The sequence below is a fragment of the Streptomyces sp. NPDC049541 genome, from assembly GCF_044465725.1.
Classification (GTDB): Bacteria; Actinomycetota; Actinomycetes; order Streptomycetales; family Streptomycetaceae; genus Streptomyces.
Genome location: NZ_JBITLY010000019.1, coordinates 122266 through 147495, shown reverse-complemented (window position 1 = coordinate 147495; position 25230 = coordinate 122266). Strand labels below are relative to the sequence as shown.

General features: G+C 72.8%; 20 protein-coding genes and 1 pseudogene. 16 read left to right on the top strand and 5 right to left on the bottom strand.

Annotated elements, in window-relative coordinates; translation table 11 throughout:
• Nucleotides 1–578: 578 nt before the first annotated feature.
• Nucleotides 579–4211, top strand: a complete 3633-nt coding sequence (gene car / locus ACIBW9_RS41040; protein WP_398963512.1) for a carboxylic acid reductase — start codon at nt 579–581, stop codon at nt 4209–4211.
• Between the two features lie 234 nt (nt 4212–4445).
• On the top strand, nt 4446–5021 hold the full coding sequence (locus tag ACIBW9_RS41035) for a TetR family transcriptional regulator (RefSeq protein ID WP_398963510.1): 576 nt from the start codon (nt 4446–4448) through the stop codon (nt 5019–5021).
• Between the two features lie 128 nt (nt 5022–5149).
• Here ACIBW9_RS41035 and ACIBW9_RS41030 read toward each other — a convergent pair whose 3' ends face one another.
• From ACIBW9_RS41030 to ACIBW9_RS41020, 3 genes are all read right to left on the bottom strand, one after another.
• The gene (locus tag ACIBW9_RS41030) at nt 5150–5893 is read right to left on the bottom strand and encodes an HAD family hydrolase (RefSeq protein WP_398963507.1); all 744 of its coding nucleotides are present in this window, start codon (nt 5891–5893) and stop codon (nt 5150–5152) included.
• Between the two features lie 23 nt (nt 5894–5916).
• Nucleotides 5917–7065, bottom strand: a complete 1149-nt coding sequence (locus ACIBW9_RS41025; protein ID WP_398963504.1) for an acyl-CoA dehydrogenase family protein — start codon at nt 7063–7065, stop codon at nt 5917–5919.
• Between the two features lie 290 nt (nt 7066–7355).
• Nucleotides 7356–8348 (bottom strand): ScbA/BarX family gamma-butyrolactone biosynthesis protein, encoded by a 993-nt coding sequence (locus ACIBW9_RS41020; protein WP_398963502.1) that lies wholly within the window; start codon nt 8346–8348, stop codon nt 7356–7358.
• A 205-nt stretch (nt 8349–8553) separates the two neighbouring features.
• Here ACIBW9_RS41020 and ACIBW9_RS41015 point away from each other — a divergent pair, with 205 nt between their 5' ends.
• Nucleotides 8554–9183: a ScbR family autoregulator-binding transcription factor gene (locus ACIBW9_RS41015; RefSeq protein ID WP_398963499.1), complete on the top strand. Its 630-nt coding sequence runs from the start codon at nt 8554–8556 to the stop codon at nt 9181–9183.
• A gap of 44 nt (nt 9184–9227) precedes the next feature.
• Nucleotides 9228–10241: an aldo/keto reductase gene (locus tag ACIBW9_RS41010; protein ID WP_398963496.1), complete on the top strand. Its 1014-nt coding sequence runs from the start codon at nt 9228–9230 to the stop codon at nt 10239–10241.
• Between the two features lie 54 nt (nt 10242–10295).
• On the opposite strand, the gene ACIBW9_RS41005 is transcribed toward ACIBW9_RS41010, so the two are convergent.
• Nucleotides 10296–10979, bottom strand: coding sequence for an alpha/beta fold hydrolase (locus ACIBW9_RS41005; RefSeq protein ID WP_398963493.1), 684 nt, complete (start codon nt 10977–10979; stop codon nt 10296–10298).
• A 156-nt stretch (nt 10980–11135) separates the two neighbouring features.
• On the opposite strand from ACIBW9_RS41005, the gene ACIBW9_RS41000 reads away from it, so the two are divergent.
• The 3 genes and pseudogenes from ACIBW9_RS41000 to ACIBW9_RS40990 all read left to right on the top strand — a co-directional run.
• Nucleotides 11136–11375, top strand: a complete 240-nt coding sequence (locus ACIBW9_RS41000; RefSeq protein ID WP_398963489.1) for a hypothetical protein — start codon at nt 11136–11138, stop codon at nt 11373–11375.
• Nucleotides 11375–11752 carry a toxin Doc gene (locus ACIBW9_RS40995; RefSeq protein ID WP_398963487.1) on the top strand — a complete coding sequence of 126 codons (378 nt, stop codon included), beginning with the start codon at nt 11375–11377 and terminating at the stop codon, nt 11750–11752. Before ACIBW9_RS41000 ends, ACIBW9_RS40995 begins: the two co-directional genes overlap by 1 nt.
• A gap of 86 nt (nt 11753–11838) precedes the next feature.
• Nucleotides 11839–12104, top strand: a pseudogene (locus ACIBW9_RS40990) (aminotransferase class I/II-fold pyridoxal phosphate-dependent enzyme); the annotation flags it as partial.
• 112 nt (nt 12105–12216) lie between these two features.
• Here ACIBW9_RS40990 and ACIBW9_RS40985 read toward each other — a convergent pair.
• The gene (locus ACIBW9_RS40985) at nt 12217–12801 is read right to left on the bottom strand and encodes an HD domain-containing protein (protein WP_398963484.1); all 585 of its coding nucleotides are present in this window, start codon (nt 12799–12801) and stop codon (nt 12217–12219) included.
• Nucleotides 12802–13055: 254 nt separating this feature from the next.
• On the opposite strand from ACIBW9_RS40985, the gene ACIBW9_RS40980 reads away from it, so the two are divergent.
• The 9 genes from ACIBW9_RS40980 (at nt 13056) to ACIBW9_RS40940 (ending at nt 25225) form a co-directional block, all read left to right on the top strand.
• Nucleotides 13056–14117, top strand: a complete 1062-nt coding sequence (locus ACIBW9_RS40980; protein ID WP_398963481.1) for an aminotransferase class I/II-fold pyridoxal phosphate-dependent enzyme — start codon at nt 13056–13058, stop codon at nt 14115–14117.
• 195 nt (nt 14118–14312) lie between these two features.
• Nucleotides 14313–16670 (top strand): LuxR C-terminal-related transcriptional regulator, encoded by a 2358-nt coding sequence (locus ACIBW9_RS40975; RefSeq protein WP_398963479.1) that lies wholly within the window; start codon nt 14313–14315, stop codon nt 16668–16670.
• A gap of 155 nt (nt 16671–16825) precedes the next feature.
• On the top strand, nt 16826–17044 hold the full coding sequence (locus ACIBW9_RS40970; protein ID WP_398963476.1) for an MbtH family protein: 219 nt from the start codon (nt 16826–16828) through the stop codon (nt 17042–17044).
• A 34-nt stretch (nt 17045–17078) separates the two neighbouring features.
• Nucleotides 17079–20414, top strand: coding sequence for an amino acid adenylation domain-containing protein (locus ACIBW9_RS40965; RefSeq protein ID WP_398963474.1), 3336 nt, complete (start codon nt 17079–17081; stop codon nt 20412–20414).
• A 33-nt stretch (nt 20415–20447) separates the two neighbouring features.
• Nucleotides 20448–21440, top strand: a complete 993-nt coding sequence (locus ACIBW9_RS40960; RefSeq protein WP_398963471.1) for a TauD/TfdA family dioxygenase — start codon at nt 20448–20450, stop codon at nt 21438–21440.
• Nucleotides 21437–22444, top strand: coding sequence for a TauD/TfdA family dioxygenase (locus ACIBW9_RS40955; RefSeq protein ID WP_398963467.1), 1008 nt, complete (start codon nt 21437–21439; stop codon nt 22442–22444). The genes ACIBW9_RS40960 and ACIBW9_RS40955 overlap by 4 nt, the downstream gene beginning before the upstream one ends.
• A gap of 47 nt (nt 22445–22491) precedes the next feature.
• On the top strand, nt 22492–23433 hold the full coding sequence (locus ACIBW9_RS40950; RefSeq protein ID WP_398963465.1) for a GNAT family N-acetyltransferase: 942 nt from the start codon (nt 22492–22494) through the stop codon (nt 23431–23433).
• A gap of 26 nt (nt 23434–23459) precedes the next feature.
• Entirely contained in the window at nt 23460–24491 is a 1032-nt protein-coding gene (locus tag ACIBW9_RS40945; protein ID WP_398963463.1) for a fatty acid desaturase family protein, read from the top strand.
• Nucleotides 24482–25225 (top strand): B3/4 domain-containing protein, encoded by a 744-nt coding sequence (locus tag ACIBW9_RS40940; RefSeq protein WP_398963460.1) that lies wholly within the window; start codon nt 24482–24484, stop codon nt 25223–25225. The genes ACIBW9_RS40945 and ACIBW9_RS40940 overlap by 10 nt, the downstream gene beginning before the upstream one ends.
• The last annotated feature ends 5 nt before the right edge of the window (nt 25226–25230 follow it).

Genomic DNA, 25230 nt, shown 5'->3' with positions numbered 1-25230 from the left:
TGCTCACGGAAGCCGCCGCTTCCTGACCCGCAGTCGGCAGGGGGGGGGGGGGGGGGGGGGGGGGGCGGGGGGCGGGGGCGGCGCCCCGCCCCCCCCCCGGAGGGGGGGATATACCCGCGCGCGGCGAGACGCGGCGGCCCCCCCCCCCCCCCGGGGGGGCCCCCCCCCCCCCGCGGGGGGGGGGGGGGCCGCGGCCCCCCCCCCCCCCCCCCCCCCCCCCGCCCGGCGCCCCCCCCCCCCCCCCCCCCCCCCCCCCCCCCCCCCCGACGGACAGGGGGCCGTGCCGGCGAGCAGCGACAACGGGGCCGCCGCCCAGCCTCGGGGGTGGACCGTGCGACGGCCGCCTGGGGCAGCGCAGCCCGGGCCGCCCGCGGTGCGGTGACGCGAGCGCACGGCCCCGGACGCGGTGCCCGGCGCTTTCCACGGGAATTGCCGCGCGCACCCGCGCGAGAGCAATTCCGAACGGCGTCGCTGACACAATTCTCCACCCCTATCCCCACCACCCCGCGACACCTGGCGTCCATTTCTCTCCGCACGCTAAGCTGACCGCGCCTCGGCCACCGGAGCCCTCTGCTCCCATGCGCCGGCCCGGCCCGTGGTGGGTCTTCTTCGGCTTTCAGCCGGGCTCATGTGCCGGAAAGAATTCGCGGTCACCGAAAGGCGTGGTCATGAGTAATGACTCACCAGGCACCACTGTGCGCGCTTCCGCAGGGAAAAATCGGAAGGAGCGTATTGCCGCATTGTTCCGGGCCGAGCCGGAACTTGCCGACAGCATGCCGGTGGCCGGCGTCTTCGAGGAGGGGGCCGGACCCGGGCCGCGTCTGTCCGAGATCGTCAGGCGCACCCTTGCGGCGTACGCCGACCGGCCCGCACTCGGCGAGCGCGCCAGGCAGTACGTCAGCGTGGACGGCCACGTCACCGCGCGACTGCTGCCCCGGTTCGACACCATCTCGTACGGCGAGCTGTGGTCACGGCTGGGCGCGGTCGCCGCCGACTGGTACCACCACCCGCAACACCCGCTTCGCGAAGGTGACTTCGTCGCGATCCTGGGCTTCGCCGGCACCGATTACACCACGGTCGACCTGGCGTGCGGTCAGGTCGGGGCGGTCGCGGTGCCCCTGCACACCAACGCTTCGGTCGACCACATCCGCCACCTGGTGATGGAGGCCGCCCCACACGTCTTCGCCACCAGCACCGACCGGCTGGCGACCGTGCTCGAAGCGCTGGCCGGGCAGAGCTGCGTACGCCGCATCCTCGTCTTCGACCACCACCCCGAGCTCGCCGAACACCGGGAGGCGCTGGCGGCCGCCGAACGGCTGCTGGACACGACAGGTGCCCCGGCGTCGCTGGAGCTGCTGTCCGACATCGTCGGCCGCGCGGGCTCCCTGCCGCCGGTGCCCGAACTGCCGCCGGACAGCAGCGCCGACGGCGCGCTGTCGGCCCTCATCTACACATCCGGCAGCACCGGCACGCCCAAGGGCGTGATGTTCCCAGAGTCGACGGTGTCCCTCATGTGGCGCCCGCCTGCGGGAGCCGACAACCAGTACCCGTTGATCACCGCCAACTTCCTGCCGCAGAGCCACCTGGTCGCCAGGAGGCTGGTGATCAAGACGCTGGCCACCGGCGGCACCGCGCACTTCGTGGCCAACAGCGACCTGTCCACCCTCCTGGACGACCTGGCGCTGATCCGGCCGACCGAGATCGCGATGGTGCCACGGGTCTGCGAGCTGCTTTTCGAGAGCTACCACTCCCAGCTCAACCAGCGCGCGGTGCACGGCGAGCCGGGCGAGACCGACCATGCCGAGGTGGTCGCGCACCTGCGCGACCACGTGCTGGGCGGGCGAGTCATCCACGCCCCCTGCGGGTCCGCCCCGCTCGCCCCGGAGCTGGCCGCCTTCCTCCGCGACGCCCTCGACGTCCCGCTCCTGAACAGCTACGGCACCACCGAGACCGGCCTGGTCATGCTGGACCACCGCGTGCAGAGCCCCCCGGTGCTCGACTACAAGCTCGTGGACGTCCCCGAACTGGGCTACTCCACCGCCGACTCCCCCCATCCGCGCGGCGAACTGCTGGTGAAGACCGCCATCATCACCCCCGGTTACTACCGGCGCCCCGACGACACCGCCGAGGTGTTCGACCAGGACGGCTACTACCGCACCGGCGACATCATGGCCGAGACCGCGCCCGGCGAACTGGTCTATGTCGACCGGCGCAAGAACGTACTCAAGCTCTCCCAGGGCGAGTTCGTCGCGCTGTCCAAGGTGGAGGCGGCGCTCGTCGCCAGCCCGCTGGTGCGGCAGGTCTTCGTGTACGGCAACAGCTCCCGCGCGTACCTCCTCGCCGTGGTGGTGCCCACCCCCGAGGCGATCGCACAGGCCGGCGACGAGGCGGCGCTGAAGGCGGCGCTCAGCCGGTCGCTGCACAGCGTTGCCGCGCAGGCCGGACTGGCGCCGTACGAAGTCCCGCGCGACCTGATCGTCGAGACCGTGCCGTTCAGCCAGGACAACGGTCTGCTGACCGACTCGACCAAACAGCTGCGCCCGCGGCTGAAGGAGCGGTACGGCGAACGCCTCGAACAGCGCTACGCCGAACTCGCCGCGGGTCAGGCCGCGGAGCTGCGCGCGGTGTGGCAGGACCACGACCGCCCGGTGGCCGAGACGGTCGCCCGCGCCGCGCAGGCTCTGCTGCCCGGGCTCGACGTCGAGCCGGACCCGGGGCAGCGCTTCACCGATCTGGGCGGCGACTCGCTGTCGGCGCTGTCCTTCGCGAACCTCCTGCGGGAGGTCTTCGGCGTCGAGGTCTCGGTCGGAACCGTCCTGGGACCGGCCAACACCCTGGGCGAGATCAGCGCCCATGTGGAGCGTCTGCGCGGCGCCGCCGCGGCGCAGCACGCCACCTTCGCCGCCGTCCACGGCGAGCACGCCACCTCGGCGCGTGCCGCGGACCTCACTCTGGACAAGTTCATCGACGCCGAAACCCTCACCGCGAGCACGGCACTGCCCCGGCCGGCCGGCGAACCGCGCACGGTGCTGCTCACCGGGGCCAACGGCTACCTCGGTCGGCTGCTGTGCCTGGAGTGGCTCGAGCGCCTGGCCCCGGTGGGCGGCACGCTGGTCTGCCTGGTGCGTGCCGCCGACGACAGCGCCGCCCGACAGCGCCTGGAGGAGGCCCTGGACAGCGGGGACACCGCGCTCAAGAGCCGCTTCGCCGAACTGACGGCGGGCGGCGCGCTGCGCGTGCTGGCCGGTGACATCGGCGCGCCGTGCCTGGGCCTGGGCGAACAGGACTGGCAGCAGCTGACCGCCACGGCGGACCTCATCGTGCACCCGGCGGCGCTGGTCAACCACGTGCTGCCGTACCGCCAGCTGTTCGAACCCAACGTGGTCGGCACTGCCCAGGTCATCCGCGCCGCTCTGACCACACGGCTGAAGCCGGTCGTGTACGTGTCCACCGTTGCCCTGGCCGCACAAGGCACTGCCACCGGGGCCGAGGACACCGACATCAGGCAGGACAGCCCGAAGCGCGCGATCGACGACCGGCAGGCCGGCGGCTACGCGACCAGCAAGTGGGCCGGCGAGGTGCTGCTGCGCGAGGCCCACGACCTGTGCGGGCTGCCGGTGACCGTGTTCCGCTCCGGCATGATCCTGGCGCACGCCCGGTACGCCGGGCAGCTCAACGTGCCGGACACCTTCACCCGCCTGCTGCTGAGCCTGATCGCCACGGGGATCGCGCCCGAGTCGTTCTACTGCGGCGTGGGGGAAGGCCGGCGGCCGCGGGCACACTACGACGGGCTGCCGGGGGACTTCGTCGCCGCCGCCGTGGCCGCCCTGGGCTACCGGAACGCCGAATTCCGGACGTTCAACGTGGTCAACCCGCACGACGACGGAGTCTCACTGGACACCGTGGTCGACTGGCTCATCGACAGCGGAACCACCGTCCGCCGGGTCGGCGGCCACCGGCAGTGGCGCGAGCAGTTCGAGGCCGCACTGCAGACGCTGCCGCAGGCGCAGCGCCCGTACTCCCTGCTGCCGCTGATGGCCGCCTGGCGGGAGCCGCTCACCCCGCGCACGACGTCGGCACTGCCCGCCGAGCGGTTCCGCGCGGCGGTGCGCGCCGCCGGCATCGGCGCCGAGCAGGACATCCCGCACCTGTCCCGGCCGCTGATCGAGAAGTACGTGGCGGACCTGCGACACCTGGGCCTGATCTCGTAGCACCTGTCCGCACCCAGGGAAGTGACGGTGCCTCGCCTCCCGGGGCGACGGGCGCCGCAGGATCCGGCGCGGTGCGAGGAACCCTGCGGGAGGCCGCCGCCGGACCCGACCAGAGCACTGGCGGGATATCGTCGCGCCCCGGTGACACCTGGATAAGGTCATGTCAATGCGGTCGCGACTGCGATACCAATAACATACCTTTCTAAAGGTTTTTATTCGGGCGGAGGGCTCGGCATGGTTCAGAAGCGTGCAGTGCGTACCCGGGAGGGGGTGCTCGACGCGGCGGCCGAGGAGTTCGCCGCGTACGGCTACATGGGCACGACGCTGCTCGATGTGGTCAAGCGCACCGGCATGACCAAGGGCGCGCTGTACGGTCACTTCTCCTCCAAGGAGGAGCTGGCGGCGGCGCTGGTCGAGGAGGCCGGGGCCGAGCTGAGTCTGCGTGCGGCGCGGGCCGGCCGGCCGGGACCGGCGGCGGTCGACACGCTGCGCGAGACCGTCCTCGACCTCGCGCGGCACCTGCGCCAGGACGCGCGGGCCCGGTCCGCGTTGCGGCTCGCCGTGGAGGTCCCCTGTCTGGACCGGGGCGAACACGGGCTGGTGGAGCGGATCTGCCTGCCGCTGGCCCGTGCCGTCGCGCAGACGCAGGCCGACGACGGGGGTTCGGGCGGACTGCCCCCGCAAGCCGTGGCCCGCCTGCTGATGTCGGTCTTCTTCGGGATTCCCCATCCCGTGCCCGGCGACGACGCCGACGCGGCGCGGTGGTTCGACGACCTGTGGGCGACCGTGTCGGCGCGGACGCCGGGCTGACCGGCGTCACAAGCCCGTACCCGGAGGTGAGCTGCGCCCGCCTCCTCATCGGCGCGGAGGGCATCCCTCCCCCTGCCGCGTCGGAAGGAGCGGGCGCGTGCCGAGGACGCGCCCGCTCGTACGGCCGGTCAGGCGCAGGCCCCAGGGGACTCCTCCCCGCCCTCCCGCGTGGCACGCAGGAGAGCGGGAACCTGGTCCACGGCCTGCGGGCCCAGCACCCGCGCCCGCGGCAGCCGCGCCTGCAGCTGCGCCGATCCGCCGACGATGACCGGGTTGCCCACCTCCGCCAGCATCGGCAGGTCCGAGACGTGGTCCCCGTACGCGTAGCACTGCGCCGGGTCCACGGCCGGCCAGCTCCGCAGCATGTGGCGGACCGCCGCGCTCTTCGCCTCTCCGATACAGGGATCGCCCACGAGTCGGCCGGTCAGTACTCCGTCATGGATCCCGGGGACCGAGCACAGCAGGCGCGTCGCGCCCACCTCGGCGGCGATGGGCGCGAGGACCGCGGGGAAGGATCCCGACACCAGGATCACCGTGTCCCCTGCGTCGCGGTGCAGTTCCAGCGCCCGGCGCGTGGAGGCCAGGTAGAAGCCGGGAGCCCCCGACCGCTCGGTGTACCAGGCCTCGGCCAGCTCAGCGACCCGGGCCGCGGGCTCGCCCGCCCAGGTGCGGTAGTACAGGCGGTTCATGGCTTCCCGGGGAGCGCCGGCGGACGTCCGGCGGGACAGGTCCCGGCGGACGTCCGCCGCGTGGCGGGCGCCCTGCGTTCCGCGGGTGCCGCGGAAGTAGTACACGAGGAAGTCGAACATCGACTTCACCGCGATGAGTGTCTCGTCGACGTCGCTGAAGACCAGGCGGGCCGGCCGGCTCACCGCGGCCCCTGCGGCGTCGGCGCCTACCACTCGCCCTCGCCCCGGGCGGCGTACGCGCCGGCCGCGGCGTCCAGTCGCAGGGCGCCGTGCGCCGCCACCGTGTGCGTGTCCCGCCAGGCCCGCTGGACCTCGCTGGTGTCGTCCCGGGCATGGACACCGCCCGTCCGGAACAGCCGCTCGACGGCTTCCACCAGTAACTCGGCCGCCACGGCGGCGTCGCGCCGGTTGACCGCCTCGACGCGCGTCGCGGTGGGCTCGGCGTCGGCGCTGGCTCCGGCCCGGTCCAACAGCAGGGCCCCGGCGTCGATCTCGCCGGCGGAGCGGGCCAGCACCCGCTGGACGGCCGGGTCGCCCAGGGCCGCCGGGCGCCCGGCGGGCGGGGTCGTCGCCCAGCGTGTCCAGGACCGCAGGGCGAGCCGGGCCGCGCCGAGCGCCGTTGCGCAGAACATCGGGCCGCCGGCCAGCTGCGCGGACGCCTGGCGTGCCGGTGAGGCACCGGGCTCGGCCACGGCGGCGAGCACGTCGCCCAGCGGGCAGGTGCGCCGGTCGGGGACGAACACCCCGCGTACGGAGACGGAGTTGCTGCCGGTGCCGCGCAGCCCGGTGCTGCGCCAGGTGTCGCGCACGCTCACCTCGGAGCGCGGCACCGCCAGGACCCGTGCCGCGGCCGGCGCCGGACCGGCGGGGGTGACACCGGCCGCGACCGCGGTGTCGTCGACCGGGGCCGCGAGCAGGACCCAGTGGGAGAAGTCCACGCCGCTGACACAGTCCCAGCGGCCGTCCAGCAGCCAGCCGCCCGGTACCGGGCGGGCGGCTCCGGCGGGCGGGGCCAGGGCCGCCGCGATCAGTGTGTCGGGCCCCTTCCCCCACAGCTCCCGCTGTCCTTCTTCGGGCAGCCTGGCGGCGTACCGTCCGTGCGCGGCCCAGAGCATGCCGCACCAGGCCGCCGAGGGGCACTGTCCGGCGATCAGCGCCGTGGCGGTGATCAGGTGGGCGAAGCCGCCTTCGCGGCCACCCCATCGGCGGGGCACGAAGTGACGTGCGAAGCCCGCATCTTTCAGCGCGGTCACGACCTCGGGAGCCAGCCGCCGGTCCCGGTCCGCCGCCCCGGCGGCCCGCCCTGCCGACCGGGCGGCCCGCAGTACCGCGTCCTCGGCAGGCCTGCCGCCCATTCCCTCCGCACGGGAGGGGCAGAATCGCTGCCTTTCTTGCGGCTCAGCATGATCGAGCACCATTCAGCTCCTTGTCGAGCCGTACAGGGATGTGGAAAAATACTTTCTAAGCGGTTTCTTACTGGGAGGTGCGGATGCCGCGAGAGCAGGAACACTCCCCCCGCACCTGCGCTTCGGCGCACGTCCCGGCGCGGTCGGCGCAACTCACCGCGTGCGGTGGGCCTTTGGTTCCCTCATACATCGCAGGCCGCGGCAGCGGCCGAGCAAGGCCCGCCGGCCTGCGCGCACCGCTACACCGCCGCGCCGGAGCCGACCGTCTCAGGGGAGAAGGTGACCTTCTCGGGCGCGGCGGGCAGGACTCGGGGCAGCCACTCCATGGTGACCGTGGCGACGGTGTCCTCCCGCTGTACGGCCGCGATGCGCAGCCTCGTGACGTCCGACGCGGCCGCCGACGGCTGCGACTCGGCGCACAGCCGCACCGGTTCGTCGAGGTCAGCGAAGGCAGGGCAGTCCACCTGGACGGCGCGCAGTACCGCTCCAGCGGGAGCGTCGTTGCGGCAATGGACCAGGCGGTGGCCCAACTGGCGGGCGCCTTCCAGGGTGACCATCAGCGGTATGTGGTCTCCGGGGTGGTCGAAGAGCACGGCGTGATGGAGGTCGACCAGCAACTGCCACTCGCCCGCCTCCGTGCGGCCCAGCACGCTGTCCTTGGCCCGCAGGCGGCCGACGTCGGCCGCCGGCAGGCGAGTTGCGGCGGAGTGCCCGGCGCGGACGGCCTCGTCACGGCCCTGCTCCTGCCTCCCCCGCCAGCGGAGCCGACGGTACAGCTCCTCGTCGACGGCGCAGACGCTCAGCCCGGCCCGGGCGCACTCGCGCCCGGCCACGGACATCACTGCGTCCACCCGCATTCCGAAGCGCCGGGGCGGCCTGTTCGCCACCCACGACCACTGGACGTCCAGGGTGACGTGCAACGGAGCGTCGCCGACCAGAAAGGCCTCGTGGTCCGTGATCTCGAAGTGGGTGTCGCTGCCGACGAAGCGGTGTCCCAGCGGGATCCCGCAGTACTCGTGCGCCAGGTAGACCAGGGCCTGACGCACCGTCTCGGTCAGCAGCAACGGGTCGGACATGCCCTGAGCATCGGGATAGTACAGCGCATGGTCCCGAGGCCACTGGGCTCCCACGAGGAACCGGCCCTCGCCCACTTGCAAGGCGTCCGTGATGAAGACCTCCGCGACGGCGGCCCGGTGGACCAGTTGCCGGGAGACCGGTTGAAGAAACTTCAAAGAGGCATCCACTACTGCGGTGCCCGTTTCGCCTGGGACCCTGGTCGACAGTTCGTACAACTGGTCCATGGTCTCTCCCCCATCCGGTTCGGGAATACCGTGTGGCGCAACGTGAAAATATACCTTCGCAGAGGTATCTTGCAAGGGACCCATCTTGTGCGTGGCATGCGCACCGGGCACCGCAGAAACGTACGGAAGAGGGATCATGAGCAAGCATCTCCGGACAGCCACGGCAACCAAGGCGGCCCCGCGGGAACTCAAGCAGGAACGGGCCGGCCGCACCCGGAGGCAGCTCCTCGACGCCGCCGCCAAGGCCTTCGCCGCAAAGGGGTTCCCCGCCGTCACGCTCCAGGACATCGCCGACCTCGCCGAGGTGACCAAGGGAGCCGTCTACTTCCATTTCACGAACAAGGAGGCGGTGGCCGTCGCGGTCACCGAGGAGTTCTACACACAGCTGCCCGCCATCGCCGAATCGGTCACGGCCAGGCAGCTCCCGCCGCTCGACGCGCTCGGCGAGCTCCTCCTGCAGACCGCGGTCGCCCTGCGGGACAACCCGGTGATGCAGGCCGGTGCCCGGCTGCAGATCGAGCGGAACCTGGTCGACGCCGACATGCCGACGCCGTTCAGCGGGTTCACCCAGCTCATCACCGAGCTACTGGCACAAGCCCAGGACGAGGACATGTTGCGGCCCACCACCGACATCGCCGCCACGGCGCGGGTCATCGTCGCCGCGTTCTTCGGCAGCCAGCACATCTCCTGGGTCCAGCACAACCGTGAGGATCTCACGGACCGTGTACAGGAGATCATCGACATCACCATCCCCCGCCGCGCGTGACATTCGCGCCCTTGCGGCCCCCCTGCGACAAGGAGAGCCTTCCCATGTCTGCCGTCACCCTCCCGGTCGTTCCTCTCGGCACCAACGGCCCGTTAGTCGGCGCGCAGGGCCTGGGCTGCATGGGCTTCAGTGAGGTCTACGGACCCAGCACACCTGCCCAGGCGCAGGAAACCCTGCAGGCCGCCCTCGACGCGGGCGTCACCATGTTCGACACCGCCGATCTGTACGGGGACGGCGGGAACGAGGTGCTCCTCGGCCCCTTCGTCCGCGCCCACCGCGAACGGGTCCTCCTCGCCACGAAGTTCGGCATCGTGCGGCAGCCGGGCAGGCGGACCTGGAACCAGGTCCGCGGCGACCGCGCCTACGTCCGCCAGTGCGCCGAGGCGAGCCTGAAGCGCCTCGGCATCGACACGATCGACCTGTACTATGCGCACCGCCGCGACCCCTCGGTCCCCCTGGAGGAGACCGTCGGCGCGATGGCGGAGCTCGTCCAGGAGGGCAAGGTCCGTCACTTGGGGCTCTGCGAGGTGACCGGCCCCGAACTGCATGCGGCCCACGCCGTCCACCCGATCACCGCGCTGCAGTCCGAGTGGTCGCTCTTCAGCCGCGATGTCGAGACGTCCGCGGCCCCCGCGGCCGCGGAGCTCGGCGTGGCGTTCGTGGCGTACTCGCCCCTCGGCCGTGGCCTGCTCACCGGCGCGCTCCCCGACAGCAGCGAACTGAGCGCGGGCGACGCCCGGTTGACGATGCCCCGGTTCACCGGCGAGCAGGCTCGCACCAACCACGCTCTCCTCGGGACCGTCCGCGCGATCGCCGCGGAGCACGCCGCAACCCCCGCGCAGATCGCGTTGGCCTGGCTGCACCACCAGTCCCGCGTCCACGGCCTCACCGTCGTACCCATACCGGGCTCCCGCAGGTCCTCCCGGCTGCGGGAGAACGCCGCGGCGGCGGCGCTCACCCTGTCCGCGGCCGAACTCTCCGCGCTCGAACCGCTGGCGGCGCAGGTGGCCGGTACCCGCTACGCCGACATGAGCAGTACGGCCGCGGCCCGCGAATGACCGGCGGCGGTGGCGTGCCGCGTACCGGCTCCCTGTCGGGACCGCGCATTCGCGTCACGCGCTCTTGCAGGCCGGCGGGAGGGCCCCGAGGACTGCTGCGAGACCGACCGGATCGTGACGGGCGATGTTGTGGCCGACGGGAATCTCGTGCACACGCCAGCCCGAGTCGTGGCGCAGCCGTTCACTCACGGCTGCGAACGGGCTGCCCGGCCACGCGCCACCGCTGATGAACGTGCGGCCGACCGCACGTCCGGGACCACTGTGCAGTCTGAGCGCCTGGAGGAAGCTCGCGAGCGGATGCGGTCGCGCGCGTGGGTCGGCCCCGGAGGGGGCCGCGACCCAGCGACCGTCGTCGCGGGCGCCGGCCATGAACAGGTGCCGGAACCGGTCACTGGTCAGGGACCAGCACGAATCACCGTCCTCCGGGACGTAGGCGTCGATGAAGACGAGCTGATCGAGGCGGTCGCCGAGCCGGTCCGCGACACCGGCGATCACCATCCCGCCGTAGCTGTGCCCGCACAGAGCGAGAGGCCTTTCACAGTCGCGGTCGATGATCTCGGCCACCTGGTCGACATGGGTGTTGAGATTTGGCGGTCGGTCCATGTCGACCGGGCCGTCCGGCTCCAGCCCTGCCAGGGTCACGGCCTCGACCTGGTGACCTTCGCGGTGCAGCTCGGCCGCCACCGCGTCGAACGCCCACCCACCCTGCCAACCACCCGGCACCAGCACGTACTTCATCACGTCATCATAAACGGAGCGCAACAACTCACTACACTCCGCTACAGCACGTTCGCACGAGCGCGCCTTCCCGGCCGACGCTGCGAACACCTGCCCGCCCCTCTGAAAACGGCCGCCGAGCCGCAACATCTGGCACCAAGTAGGTACCATGGCTGCATGCCATCACTGAACGTGTCCTTCTCCGAAGAGGAAATGGAAGGCGTGCGGGCCGCTGCCGCCGCCGAGGGCAAGAGCCTGAAGCAGTATCTGCACGACCTCGGTGTGCGGGAGATGCACCGCAAGCAGTTCGTGGCCGGCGCCACCGCCTGGGCCGACAGGTTGCGCGGCGAGTTCGACGAGGTGTTCCCCGAGGAGGTACCGCCCTCCCGGCGCGGTGACGGGGTCGCGGCTGCCTGATGGTCCTGTACATCGATGTCGCCTGGCTGCTGGACGTCCAGGAGGCCGCCCTCGGGCACGAAGACGTCACGGTGTCGGACTACTCGGCGCTGGTGGCCGCCGTGGCACGGCACAAGACCAGGATGCCGACGCTCGAGGCGTCCGATCCGGATGCGGCCTGGCGCGCGGCCGCACTCCTGCACACGATCGTGCGGCTGGAGCCGCTCCCCCACCGCAACAGCCTTTTCGCCGCGTTCGTCACCGCCCAGTACTTGGACCAGTCCGGCGAGGGCATCGATCCACCCTACGGCGCCCTGTCCGACCTCGTCCGCAAGATCCGCGACAGTCGACTGAACGTCTACGCCGTCGCCGAGGCGCTGCGCTCCTGGCGGATCTGATCATCGTTTCGTCGCGGTCTTCCTGGCTCGGCCGATGCTGCAACTCGCCGCGTTCTTGGACCCAACGGCATCCCCGACACCATCCCGAGGTGCTCGTCACGGCGGGCGACGACCGAGGCCTCGCGCTCCTCGAACCGGGCGACGAGGTGATCGCGTTCGAGCCGCACTACGAGGGCACACGCGGCGGAGTCGCACATCGGCGCTTCCGGCTGGGTCTGGACGAGCTGCGCGACGCGGTGACGGACCGCACCCGGCTGCTGCTGATCAACACCCGCACAATCCGACGGGGGCCGTGCTCACGCGCGAGGAGCTGGCCGAGATCGCGAAGCTCGCGGTCGGACGCGAACTGCTCGCGCCGCGCGCCGGTGGGGGCTCTCGCGTGTACGGCACGCGACACGCATCCGTAGGGCGGGCGCCACGCAGAGCATGGAACCCCACCCCTGCGCGACACCACGAGTTCGACCTCAGTGACGGTCCAGCTCGTTGCCGAGGATCCGGTCGGCGATGCCGTCGCGCAGGGCCGCGGCGGGTGAGCTGTCCGGTTTGCGCTCGGCCTGGGCGCGGAAGCAGGCGAGGAACTCCTCTGCGATGCCGGCGCGCGGGTGGCGGCCCAGGACCTCGGTCCTGAAGGCGGCGGAGAAGTCGTCCAGGTAGCGGCCGGAGATGTCCAGGCTCGTGGAGCGCTCCAGGAGGTGGCCCTCGGGATCCACCGTCACGTCGACCTCGTCCAGCATGTGGCTCAGGACGACCTCCGCGAGACGCTCGCGGCGCGGCGGGGGCCAGCCCGCACCCAGGGCGAAGACCCGGGCCACGTGAGCACTGGCATGGTCGAAGCCGACCGTGTGGCTGTCGAACTCCGGCACCAGGGCGATGTCGTGGAACATGGCGCCCACAAACAGGACCTCCGGGTCGAATCGGATGCCTCGGGCGGTGCCGTGGGCGGCCGCCCAGATGTAGGACCGCACGCAGTGGTTGAGCAGCGCGGGCGAGCAGTAGGAGGACGCCGTATCGAGAGCGGCCACGCAGACGGGTGTGTCGGGGAGTCGCATGGCGGGGAGTATGGCGCGCGGGCGGCCGAGCCGCGCGACGGTTCGAGCCGGATCCGAGCCTCCTTCCAGAACCGGCGTCTTCCGTAGGGGATTTGGGGTCTTCCCACGCGCGCCCGAGCGCAGCTCGAGTCGGGGGTAGGACGCTCCCCTCGCGCCGTGGCTAGGTCCCGGTCGGCCGGCGGCTTGCGGCCAGGGCGCTTCCCGGGCAGGTGGGACGGTCTTCCGTACCCGCATCGGTTCAGCAGGAGGCTCTCTTGACCACGCTCACGTATGCCAAGGCGTCCCAGCACTCGGGCGGGGATCTGCGGTATCTGCCGTCCGGGCTCGACGGGGTGCTGGACCTGAGCACGTGCGTCACCCGTTCCGGGCCGTCGCCCGCGGCGCGCGCGGCGGCGGCCGCCTTCGATCCGGCGTCCCTCACCGTCCATCCGTACGGCGTCGAGGACCGCTTCCGTACGGCCTATGCCGCGTATCTGGGTACGGATCCGCGTCAGCTGGTGGTCACCCGTGGGATCAGTGAGCCGTTGTCGGTGCTCGCCTCGGTGCTTCCGGCGGACCGTTCGGCGGCGCTGACCCCGGACTACACGGGCACCATCCGCAGGTGGTCCCGTCAGCTGCCGCCGCCGGTCGGCGAGCGGGACACCGTCGAGCTGCGGGTGCAGCGCCTGGACTCGGCCATGCGCCGGTATGCGTTCGTGGTCTTCTCCAACCCGAACAATCCACTCGGCCTGACCGTGCCGCGCGACGCGCTCGCCGAGCTGCTGACCCGGCACCCGCAGTGCACGCTGATCGTCGACGAGGCGTACGTCGACTATCTGGGTGACCGTCGGCAGTCCGCAATGACGCTCCCCCACCGCAACCTGGCCGTCCTCGCCTCGCCCGGCAAGCCGCTTGGCATCGCCGGTACCCGCACCGGCGCGCTGTGGTCGGCTGACGAGAGGCTGCGCGAGCTGGTCGCCAGGCGGCTGCCCGAGTGGCCTCTGTCCGCGTTCGACGCCCACGTGGCATGCGCGGCGCTGGGTGACGCCGAGTGGATCGGCGGGGCGCTCGTCGGTGCCCGCGAGGACGCTCGCCGCCTCGAGGCGGTTCTGGTGGGGCACTTCGGGGACGCGGTCGTCACCGGCGTGCCGGTCCACTACCGATTCGTCTACCACGAGCGGCCCGAGCGTCTGCACGCCCATCTGTTGGCCGACGGGATCGCGACCCGTCTGCTGCTCGACGACGAGCCGGGCCGCGTGCGTGGTGTGCGCGTTCTTGCGCCCGGCGCCCAGGAGCTGGCCCGTTTCGAGGCGTCGCTGCACAGCTTCACGGCGTGATGCCCCGCCCCAGCCGATCGCGGTGCCCGACGGGCCGGTGTCGCTGTACCGCGGACCCAGGCTTCCTTGAGATCCGCCGGAGGTTTCCGGGTCGGGCCGCGCACCGTGGCTAGCATCCGTGGATCAGTCACCCGTGCGCTCCTTCCCCCCTGATCTCCCGTCGCCTCTGTGGCACAAACGCTGGAAGCGCTCCTCATGGAACTCAGCTCGCAACGGACATCCCCGTCCCCCACTCGTACATCACCGCTTCTGGCCCGCGGCGCCAAGGAGATCGTCACAGCGCTCGGCCTCGGCGCGGCCGGAGCGGCCGGCGGACAGGCCGTGGAGATCACCGGCGGCCGCTGGTCCGGCAAGACCACCTTGCTGGAGGGCCTGTGCTCGGTGGCGGCAGGCCACGGCTGGACGGTCGCGGCGAGCACGGCCTCGCCTGCCACGGCTCAGGCGCCGTTCGGGCTGTTCGTCGAGGCCCTCGAGGATCTGGTGGAGCACATGGATCCCGATCGGCTCGAGGGCTACGGGTCCGGGCAGGCCGCCTGGCTCGCGCCGCTGTTCCCGGTGCTGGCCACCACCGCACGTGACGTCCTTCCTCCCGTGCCTGCGGACACGTACCGGATCTGGCGCTCGATGCGCGCCCTGCTGAGGACGCTCGCCGCCGACAGCCCCCTGTTGCTGACTCTGGACGATGTGCACCTGGCGGACAGGGGGTCGCTGCAGCTTCTCGGTCATCTGCTGGAGCACCCCGTCGACGGTCCGGTCGTGGTCGCCTTCGCGCGGCGGGACCGGCCCGGTGATCCTGTCCTGAACGACATGCCCGTCCGGCGCGCCGCCCGCGGGGGTGTGCTGCGGGTGCGGCCCGTGCCGCTCACCGAGGAGGAGGCGATCGCCCTGCTCCCGGAGGATCTGAGCCGGGTGCACTGCGAGACGCTCCTCGACGAGGCCCGCGGGAACCCGGGGCTGCTGCGTGCCTTCGCCAGGCTGCGCCACGTGCCCGGACTCACCGGCGCCTGGGCCCCGCCGCTGCCGCCGGACCTGCTCGCCGACGTCCTGCGCGACTTCCGCTCGTTGAGCGCGGAGGGCTGGCAGGTGGTGCGCGCCGCCGCCGTGCTGCACGAGCCGTTCGCCCCCGACGACCTCAAGGAGATCGCCCAGGTCGACGACGCGGCGCTGTCGCGGGCCCTCGACGAGTTGATGCACGAGGAGCTGCTGCGCCCGGACGAGCTCGCCTGGCAGTTGCGATTCGCCAATCCGCTGCTGCGGGTGGCCGCCTACCAGTCGGCGGGCCCCGGCTGGCTGCTGGGGGCGCACGCGCAGGCGGCACGGATGCCGGCCCGGCCCGGCTCTTCGTCCGCGCACCTGGCCCGGCACCTGGAACGCGGTGCGGCGCTGCGGGACGGGAGCGGCGCACGGGTGCTCTGGGACGCGGCGGCGCAGTGGCTGTGGCGGGACCCGGCGCAGGCCGTCTCCTGGATAAGGGCGGCGCAGGCTTCGCGGGCGGGCGGCGGAACCGAGCCGCGGGAGCGGCTGTTGCTCGGCAAGTCGCTGGCGCTCACCGGCCGGCTCACCGCGTCGCTCACCACGCTGGGGCCCCTGTGCGAGAGCGGCGCGGCGGGGACGCGGCTGCGGGTGGAGGCGGCGCAGTGGCGGGCGCGGGCGTACCGGCTGCTCGGCCGTCCCGACCGTGCGCACGCCGAACTGGACTCGCTGCTGCACGAGTTGGCGCCGGGGAACGTGCTGCGGGACGAGGTGCGGCATGCGGTGATCGAGCTGACGTTGCACACCCGCCGCCCGGTGCCGTCGACCGGCGAGGGAGAGGACGAGGGCGCGGGCGAGCCGGTGATACCCGAGGGGGCATCTGCCGCGTTGCGCGGCAGGCTGCTGGCCCAGCTCGCGGTGGCGACCGTCCGGGGCGATCAGCAGGGGCGGGCCGAGCAGCGCGTGCTCTCTGCCCGGCAGTTGCTGGACGGGGCGCCGGACTGCGAGGTCGCCGGGGAACTGGAGGGTCTGTACTGGCTGGCGACCGCCGAGGCGGCCCTGGGGCGGCCCGGTGCCGCGTGCACCCACTACGAGCGGGGGCTGCGCATCGCCGAGACGCGCCGCCTCACCCCTCACGTGCCGTTGTTCGCGATGGCGCTCAGCGCCCTGCAGCGGCACACCGGCGACGAGGCGGGAGCGGCGCGGCACGCCGCGTGCGCGGAGGCTGTCGCGGCGGCGACGGACAGCGAGCATCTGCGGGAGCAGGCGCTGCGGCTGCGCCGGGAGACCGCCGCGGGGGCGGGCGTCACGGCGCTGCCGGGCCGGCGGCGGCCGGCGGACGATGCGGCGGGCGGCACCACGATGGCGCTGGAGGGACTGAGCCGGCGGGAGAAGGAGGTGGCGCTCCTGGTCAGTGCGGGCCGCACCAATCAGCAGATCGCCCGTGTCCTGGAGCTGAGCCACAAGACCGTGGAGACGTACCTGGGGCGGATATTCCAGAAGCTGCAGGTGCAGTCGCGGGCCGAGGTGGCGGCCATGGTGGGCCGTTCGGACCGGCTCGGCGTGGCGGCGGGCTCCTGAGCGGGGGCGGTTCGGCGGGCGGTGGTCCCCGCACGGAGGGAGGTCGGGGAATCTCCCGACACCACAAGCAGGGGCCGGATGGTTCAGGTTGGGACGGTCCGGACACGGGAGGGGCGGTCATGGCTTTGGCCTCCCCGTCACCACGGAGGAAGCACATGAGCGACCAGGACAGCGCCGCCGTCGCGTATGCGGTGGTCGTCAACGACGAGCTGCAGTACTCGATCTGGCGTGCCGACGCCGACCTGCCGCCCGGGTGGCGTGCCGAGGGCACCACGGGGCCGCGCGAGGAGTGTCTGGCCCGGATCGACGCGGTGTGGACGGACATGCGGCCGCTGAGCCTGCGGCGCGCGATGGAGCAGGCGAGCTGCAGCTGAGGCCGCCGGCGCCTCATCGACATCTGGAGGACTCATGCAGACCCAGCTTCCCCAGGGAGCTCAGCTCTCGGCCGAACAAAGGCGACTGCTCGACCAGTTGCTGGACGCGGACGGCATCGGCAGGAACGCGGGCCAGGTGACGCGGCGCGCCGGCGACCGGTCCCGGGCGCCTCTGTCGTTCGGGCAGGAACGGCTGTACTTCGTGGACAAGCTGCGCCCGGGGTCGCCGATGTACGTGGGCTCCGGGGCGCTCAGGCTGCGCGGTGCCCTCGACGTGGCGGTGCTGCGCCGCGCGGTCGCGTTGCTCGTGGACCGGCACGAGGTACTGCGCACCGGTGTGGTGGAGGACGGCGACGTCCTGGAGCAGCGCATCCACGGGGCCGGGACGGTCCAGGTGGAGGTGCCGGTGTGGTCCACTCCGTCCGGCGCCGTGGCGGACCGGGTGCGGGCGGCGGCCGCCGAGGGCTTCGACCTGTCGACGCCTCCGTTGCTGCGCGCGGCGCTGCTCGAGATCTCCGACGCGGCGGGGCCGGAGTGGGTTCTGGTGCTGTCCGTGCACCACATCGCCGTCGACGGCTGGTCCCTCGGACTGCTGGTGGGCGAACTGGGCGCGTTGTACTCGGCGTTGGTGCAGGGACAAGAGCCGTCGCTGCCCGAGCTTGCCTTGACCTACGCGGATTTCGCGGCCTGGCAGCGCGGCTGGCTGGAGCAGGGCGTCATTGCCGAGCAACTGACGTACTGGAAACGGCAGTTGGAGGGGATCGAGGCGACCGAGATCCCCACCGACCGGCCGCGTCCCGCGGAGCGGAGCTATGCGGGCGACACGGTGCCGCTCTCGCTGGACCGGTCGTTGACCGAGGCCGTCCGGGCGCTGACCGACAGCGGGCAGGCGACGCTGTTCATGGCGCTGACCGCGGCCTGGGCAAGTGTGCTCGGCCGGTTCGCGGGCCGGCGTGACGTGGTGGTGGGCACTCCGGTGGCGGGGCGCAGGCGCGCCGAGCTGGAGGACGTCGTCGGGTTCTTCGTGAACACGCTGCCGCTGCGGGTGCGCATCGACGACGGTGACACCTTCCGTACGCTGCTGCGGCGCACCCGCGAGGTGTGCACCGAGGCGTACGCGCATCAGGACGTGCCCTTCGAACGGATCGTGGCGGAGCTGCAGTCGGGGCGCGACGCGTCCGGGCAGACGGCGATCGCCCGGCACTGGCTGGCGCTGCACAACACGCCCGCGCCCGATCTGACGATGCCGGGCCTCGACTGCGAGGCGCTGCCCGCGCTGATCGGCACGGTGCGCTGCGACCTGTCGGTGCAGCTGGCGCCGGACGGGCACGGCGGCCTCAGCGGCCGTCTGGAGTTCTCCACGGAGTTGTTCGACCGCTCTACCGCGACGGCTCTGGCGTCGGCATTCGAGACGTTCCTCGCCTCGGCGGCGTACGCTCCGGACCGCCCGCTGGACGATCTCCAGGTGCTGACGGACGCGGCGCGCGAGCACCTTGTGCGCGATCTGTCGGGTGCGGCGACGGACGCGCTGACCGGCCCATGGGTGCCGGAGCGGTTCGCCGCGCAGGCCGATGCCCGCCCCGACGCGGTCGCGGTCGTCGAGGACTGCGGCGAGGTGTTGACGTACGGCGGGCTCGACGTGTTCTCCAACCGGGTGGCGCATCTGCTGGCCGCACGCGGCGTGGGCGCCGAGGACCGGGTGGGGGTGCTGTGCGCGGGGGGCGGCGCGCTCGCGGCGGCCGTGCTCGGCGTGCTGAAGGCCGGCGCGGTGGTGCTGCCGCTCGACCCGGGCTATCCGCCGACGCGGCTCACGCAGCTGGTCGAGGACGGTGCGCCGCGGCTGGTCCTGACCACCGACGGGCTGGGGCAGCTGCTGCCGGGCGTCACCGTGGTGGAGGTGACGGGCGAGGAGGTCGCGGCCTGTGACGGGCACCGGCCGCCCGCCGTCGCCGACCTGCCGGACGCCGGTGCCCATCTGCTGTTCACGTCCGGCACGTCGGGCCGCCCCAAGGGTGTGCTCACCACGCGTGCGGGTCTGCTCAACCGGCTCTCGGGCATGGAGCGGCAGCTGTCCGTGGGGGTGGGCGACCGGGTGCTGCGCAAGGCGCCGCTCGGGTTCGACGTGGCGGTGTGGGAGCTGCTGCTGCCGCTGGTCACCGGCGCCACCGTGGTGGCGTGCCGTGAGGGCGGACATCGTGACCTGGAGTACCTGCGGGAGCTGATCGACCGCCGTGAGGTGACCGTCTGCCACTTCGTGCCGTCCCTCCTGGAGGAGTTCGCGAACGCCCCGGCGGGTGCGCACCCCTCGCTGCGGCTGCTGCTCAGCGGCGGCGAGGAGTTGTCGGCCCCTCTCGCGGACCGTGTCCTGGACCGGTTCGCCCACGCCGAGTTCGTCAACCAGTACGGGCCGACCGAAGCCGTCATCGACGTCACCTCCGGGCGGGTCGCCCGGCCCGTGCCGCAGCGCGTACCGATCGGTCGTCCGGTGCCCGGCGCCGAGGTGTACGTCCTCGACTCGCGCCTGCGGCCCCAACCGCTGGGTGTGGCCGGTGAGTTGTACCTCGGCGGGGTGCAGGTGGCACGCGGGTACCCGGGCCGCGCGGCGCTGACCGCCGCACGGTTCGTGCCGCATCCCTTCGGGCACGGGCGGCGGCTCTACGCCACCGGGGACCGGGCCCGTCTGCTGGCGGACGGCTCCGTGGAGTTCCTCGGCCGCGCCGACGAGCAGGTCAAGATCCACGGCAACCGGGTCGAGCCGGCGGAGGTCGCGGCGGTGCTGCGCGAGCACCCGCGGGTGACGGGCAGTGTGGTCACCGTGGACCGCCGCGGTGCCGGCCCGCGTCTGATCGGCTACGTGACGTCGGACGCGGAGCACGCGGACGGCGCCGCGAACGCCGGGGCGCTGGCGGCCGACCTGCGGGACTTCCTGCGCGAACGGGTGCCCGACGCGATGGTCCCGGCCCAGGTGTTCGTGCTGCGGCAGTGGCCGACCGGTGCGCACGGGAAGGTCGACGTGGCGGCGCTGCCGCAGCCCTCGGACGAACGGCCCGCCACGGCAGCGGAGTTCGTGGCACCCGTCACCGATGTGCAGATCCGGCTGGCCGCGCTGTGCGCTGAGCTGCTGGAGGTGGATCGGGTCGGTCTGGAGGACTCGTTCTTCACCCTGGGCGGGCACTCGCTGCTCGCGATCCGGGCGATCTCCCGCATCCGCAAGGAGTTCGGAGTGGGACTGCAGATCGGCCAGTTCTTCAAGGCACCGACGCTCGCGGGCCTCGCCGGCGCCGTCGAGGCGAAGCGGGCGGCCGCATCCAGGGAGCCGGCCCAGCAGGCCTCGATCCCGAAGATCGACCGCGGCGCGCCCCGCCGCTGACCGGCCGCCACCCATCGTGAGGGAGATTGCAGCATGACCGTTGAACTGCGCGACGGCGTGGCCGTCAGCCAGGCCTGGGAGGGCCGTTCGCTGCCGGCGCTGGTGCGCTGCGCACGCCCCGGCACATCGCTGTCGGCATGGGTGGCCGAACGCCGGGAGGAGGTCGACGCGTTGGCCCGGCAGGCCGGGGCCGTCCTCTTCCGCGGCTTCGCCGTGCGCGGCGCCGACGACTTCCGGGCCGTGATGGACGCCCTGTCGCCGCAGGTGCTCGCGTACGGGGAGCGGTCCTCGCCGCGCAGCCAGGTCTCCGACGGCGTCTACACGTCCACCGAGTACCCGGCGGACCAGCCGATCCTGCTGCACAACGAGCAGTCGTACACCTCGAAGTGGCCGACGCGGATCGTCTTCTTCTGCGAGCGGGCGGCGACGAGGGGCGGCCGTACCCCGCTCGCCGACTCGCGCAGGATCCTGGCGCGGCTGCGCCCGGAGACCGTCGCCCGGTTCGAGCGCCTGGGCGTGCGGTACGTGCGCAACTACCTGCCGGGCATCAGCCTGCCGTGGCAGGAGGCGTTCCAGACGGACCGGGCCGAGGACGTCGCCGACTACTGCGCGCGCGCCGACATCTCCTTGGAGTGGGTGGACGAGGACCATCTGCGGACCGTGCAGACCCGGCCCGCGGTGCGCAGGCATCCGGTCACCGGGGAGCGCAGCTGGTTCAACCACGCGCTGTTCTTCCACGTGACGTCGTTGGACGAGGAGGTCAGTGCCGGTCTCCTGGAGGTGCTGGACGAGGACGACCTGCCCTACAACACGTACTACGGGGACGGCTCCCCGATCGAGGCCGAGACACTCGCCGAGCTGCGGGCCGCCTACACGGCGGAGACCACGGGCTTCGACTGGGAGCCCGGTGACGTCCTCGTCGTGGAGAACATGCTGGTCGCGCATGCCCGGGAGCCGTTCGAGGGCCCGCGGCGGATCCTGACCGCCATGGCCGACGCCATCGGCGCCGACGAGGTGTCCGCATGACGCTCACCGATGTGACCTCGGCACTGTCCGACGCGGCGGTCACCGTCCGCCCGCTGCACGAGGAGCCGTTCCTGCTGGAGATCGAGGCGGGCGAGCCCGGCCTCGCCCTGCCGGGGTGGGTGGCCGGCCGGCGCGAGGAGCTGCGGGCGGCCCTGGACCGGTGCGGCGCCGTGCTGCTGCGCGGCTTCGACGTGGCGGACCCGCAGGAGTTCGGGCGGGCGGCGCGCGCCTTCTCCCCCGAGCTGCTCGGCTATCTGGAGCGGGCGGCGACCCGCACCGAGGTCGCCGACAAGGTGTTCACCTCGACGGAGCTGGGCGAGGACCAGTGGATCCCGTTCCACCACGAGATGTCGTACTCCCACAACTGGCCGAGCCTGCTGTACTTCTACGGCGATCTGCCCTCGCCGGTGGGCGGAGCCACACCGGTGGCCAGCGAGCGCAGGGTGTTCCCGCTGATCCCCGCCGAGGTGCGGGAGCGCTTCACCCGGCACGGGGTGCGGTACGTGCGCAACTACGGCCCGGACGTCAACGAGTCCTGGCAGGAGGCCTTCCAGACGACCGACCGGGCCGAGGTGGAGGCGTACTGCCGCCGGTCGGGCACCGACTTCGAGTGGACCGGCGGCGACGGGCTGCGCACCACGTCGGTGCGGCAGGCCGTGGCACGGCATCCGCGGACCGGCGAGACGGTGTGGTTCAACCACGCACACCTGTTCCACCTCTCCAACGTGGAGCCGGAGATCGCCGAGATCCTCGTCGAGGAGTACGGCGAGGAGGGCCTGCCCCGCAACGCCTACTACGGTGACGGTGCGCCCATCGAGGACAAGGTCGCCGAGCTGATCCGGTCGCTGTACCGGGAAGCCGCCGTGTCCTTCACGTGGCGGCGCGGCGACGTGCTCGTCGTGGACAACTTCCTCGCCACTCACGCCCGGGAGCCGTTCCGCGGGGACCGCCGCATCCTCGTCGCCATGTCCGACCTGCACACCGAGCCGCCGGCCGGCCGATGACGGCTGCCGCCGGCCGTCACCGCACCATCCGCCCCACCGGAGGAACCATGCTGCTGCGCCCCACCGCGGACGCCGATCTCGTGCGTGTCACCGCCTTCACCGTCGAGGATCCGATCAGCTGGATCCCCGCCGACCGCTACCGGGACGAGCTCGCCCAGGGCATGTACCGGCCGCAGTGGTCGTGGATCGCCGAGGCGGACGGCGAGATCGTGGCGCGGGCCCTGTGGTGGGGCCAGGCCACGAGCGAGCATCCTCTCGCCCTGGACTGCCTGCATGTGGCGCCGTCGGTGGACGACCGGGTCGGCCTGGCCACCGAGTTGCTGCGCGCCGGGCACCGGGCGTTCGCCGAAGCGGGCGCCGCGCAGCCGCCGGTGTACAACCTGACGCTGCCCAACGGCTGGCGCGAGGACCCCAAGGTGTCGGCGGCGCTGACCTGGCGCCGTGCGGCGGCTCTCGCCGCCGGGCTGACCCAGGAGGTGGAGCGGCTGCGCCTGGAGTGGACGCCGGAGATCGGGGTGCCCGCCGCGGCGGGGCGGCTCGCCTTCGAGGAGGCGCCGGACGAGGCGTTCCTCGACGTGTTCCGCCGGGTCGCCGAGGGCAGTCTGGACGCCGAGACCCGCAAGAACCTCGCGGCGCACGGCCCGGCGGCCACGGCCCGCAAGGAGCTGGAGTTCTACCGCAACTGCCCCGGCGAGCGCTCCTGGTGGCGCCTGGCGCGCACCGGCGACGGCGCCGTCGCGGGGTTCGCGATCCCCTCGGCCACTCCGTACAGCCCGAACGTCGGCTACCTGGGGGTCGTTCCCGAACTGCGCGGCCAAGGCCACGTCGACGAGCTGCTCGCCGAGATCACCCGGAGCCATGCGGAGCGCGGCGCCGAGCTGATCACGGCCACCACGGACACCGGCAACGCGCCGATGGCGGCGGCCTTCGCCCGCGCCGGTTACCGCAACACCCAGATCCGGATGCTCTTCTCGGCCCCGGCCGACTGATCCGCCGTGTCCTCTTGGAGCACATCATGACGCAGACCGTCGCCTCGCCACGCAGGGCGCACCCGGGCCCCCCAGGGCTCCCGGGGCCCGCGGGCCGGCCCTACGCCCGCGGCTACCGGGCACCCGCCGCCGTGCGCCCCGCCGTGCGCGCGGCACACCGCACCCGCCTCGCCGTCACGGCGGCTGTCGCCGCCGGTGACCAGCTCGTGCTGATCGCGGGGGTGCTGGCGGCGGCCTGGCCGGGATGGTGGGCGGGGCCCGCGCAGGCCGCCGCCGGGACCCTGGTGGTCCTTGCCGCCCTGGTGCTGGCGGGCCGCCAGATACGGGCGCTGGAATGTCTGGTCCACGAGGCCAGCCACTTCAACTGGAGCCGCCACCACCGCAGGGCCAACGACCGGTGCGCGACGGTCCTCGCGGGGCTGCCGACCGGCATCCGTATCGCCCGCTACCGGGCCGAGCACCTGCTGCACCACAGCAGGCTCGGCACGGACGACGACCCCGACCTGCGGCGCTACGCGGAGCTGGACATCACCGGCCTGGACCGCACGAGCCGTACGGGTTACGCCCGTTCGCTGCTCGTGCGGCTCGCCGCCCACCAGCGCAGCTGGTACCGCTCCACGTCCACGGATCTGCCGGCGCTGCTGCTCCCGGTCGCCTGGGCGGTGCTGGTCGCGGTGGTTCCCGCGGCCCTGCTGTGGGGGGCGGGTGCGGCGGTGACGGCCTGCGCGGTGTGGCTGGCCGGGTTCGCGCTCGTGCTCCCCGTGCTGCGGTTCATCGGAGAGTCGAGCGAGCACAGCTACCACGACGCGGACACCGTCTTCGACTCCACCGTCACCAACCTCGGTCCGCTGCAGCGCCGGCTCATCCACCCGCACAGCGACGGCTACCACACCGTCCACCACCTGTGGCCGGGCACTCCGCACCACCAGTTACGGCTGTTGCACGAGGAGTTGACGGTCATCGACCCTCAGGGCTTCGCCGGGCGGCTGCGCACCCGGCGCCGGATCGTGGCCGATCCCTCCCCCCTCACGCCGCCCGGGGGCACGTCATGGACGTGACCTTTGCGTTCGACCCGGACGTGCTGGCCGCCCACCCGGAGGCGCAGGTGCGGTTCGTCGTGGCCCGCGGCCTCGCGGGCGACGTGCCCTGGCCGGACGCCGCACGGGAGGCGGAGGCACTGGAGCAGCAGGTGTCGGCCGGCGTCCACGACCTGCCGGACGAGCAGCACCCGGCGATCGCCTCCTGGTTCGCCGCGTACCGCGCCTTCGGCACCAACCCGCGCCGCAGCCGCCCCAGTGTGGACGCGCTGATCCGGCGGCTGCGGCGCACGGGGCAGCTGCCCCGGATCAACCCGGCCGTCGACGCCTACAACCTGGTCTCGGTGCGCCACGCGCTGCCGGCCGGGGCCTTCGACCTCGCCCGCCTCGACGGCCCCGTGACGATCCGTCACGCGGTCGACGGCGACGTGTTCGTGCCGCTCGGCGCGGACCGCGCGGAGCACCCGAGTCCCGGGGAGGTGGTGTACGCCCGGGGCAGCCAGGTGCTGACCCGGCACTGGAACCACCGTGACTGCGACATCAGCAAGGTCACCGAGGACTCCCGGGACGTCGTCTTCCTGATCGAGCGCGTCTCGCGCGCGGCGGTGTCCGACGCCCTCATGGTCCGCGCCCAGGACGACCTTGCCGCGCTCGTGACTCCACACGCGCGCGAGGTCTCGCGCGCCGTGATCGAGGCACGCACGCCCGTGACTCCTGTTCTGACCCACCTTTTCCGACCCACCTTCGAGGAATGAGCCTG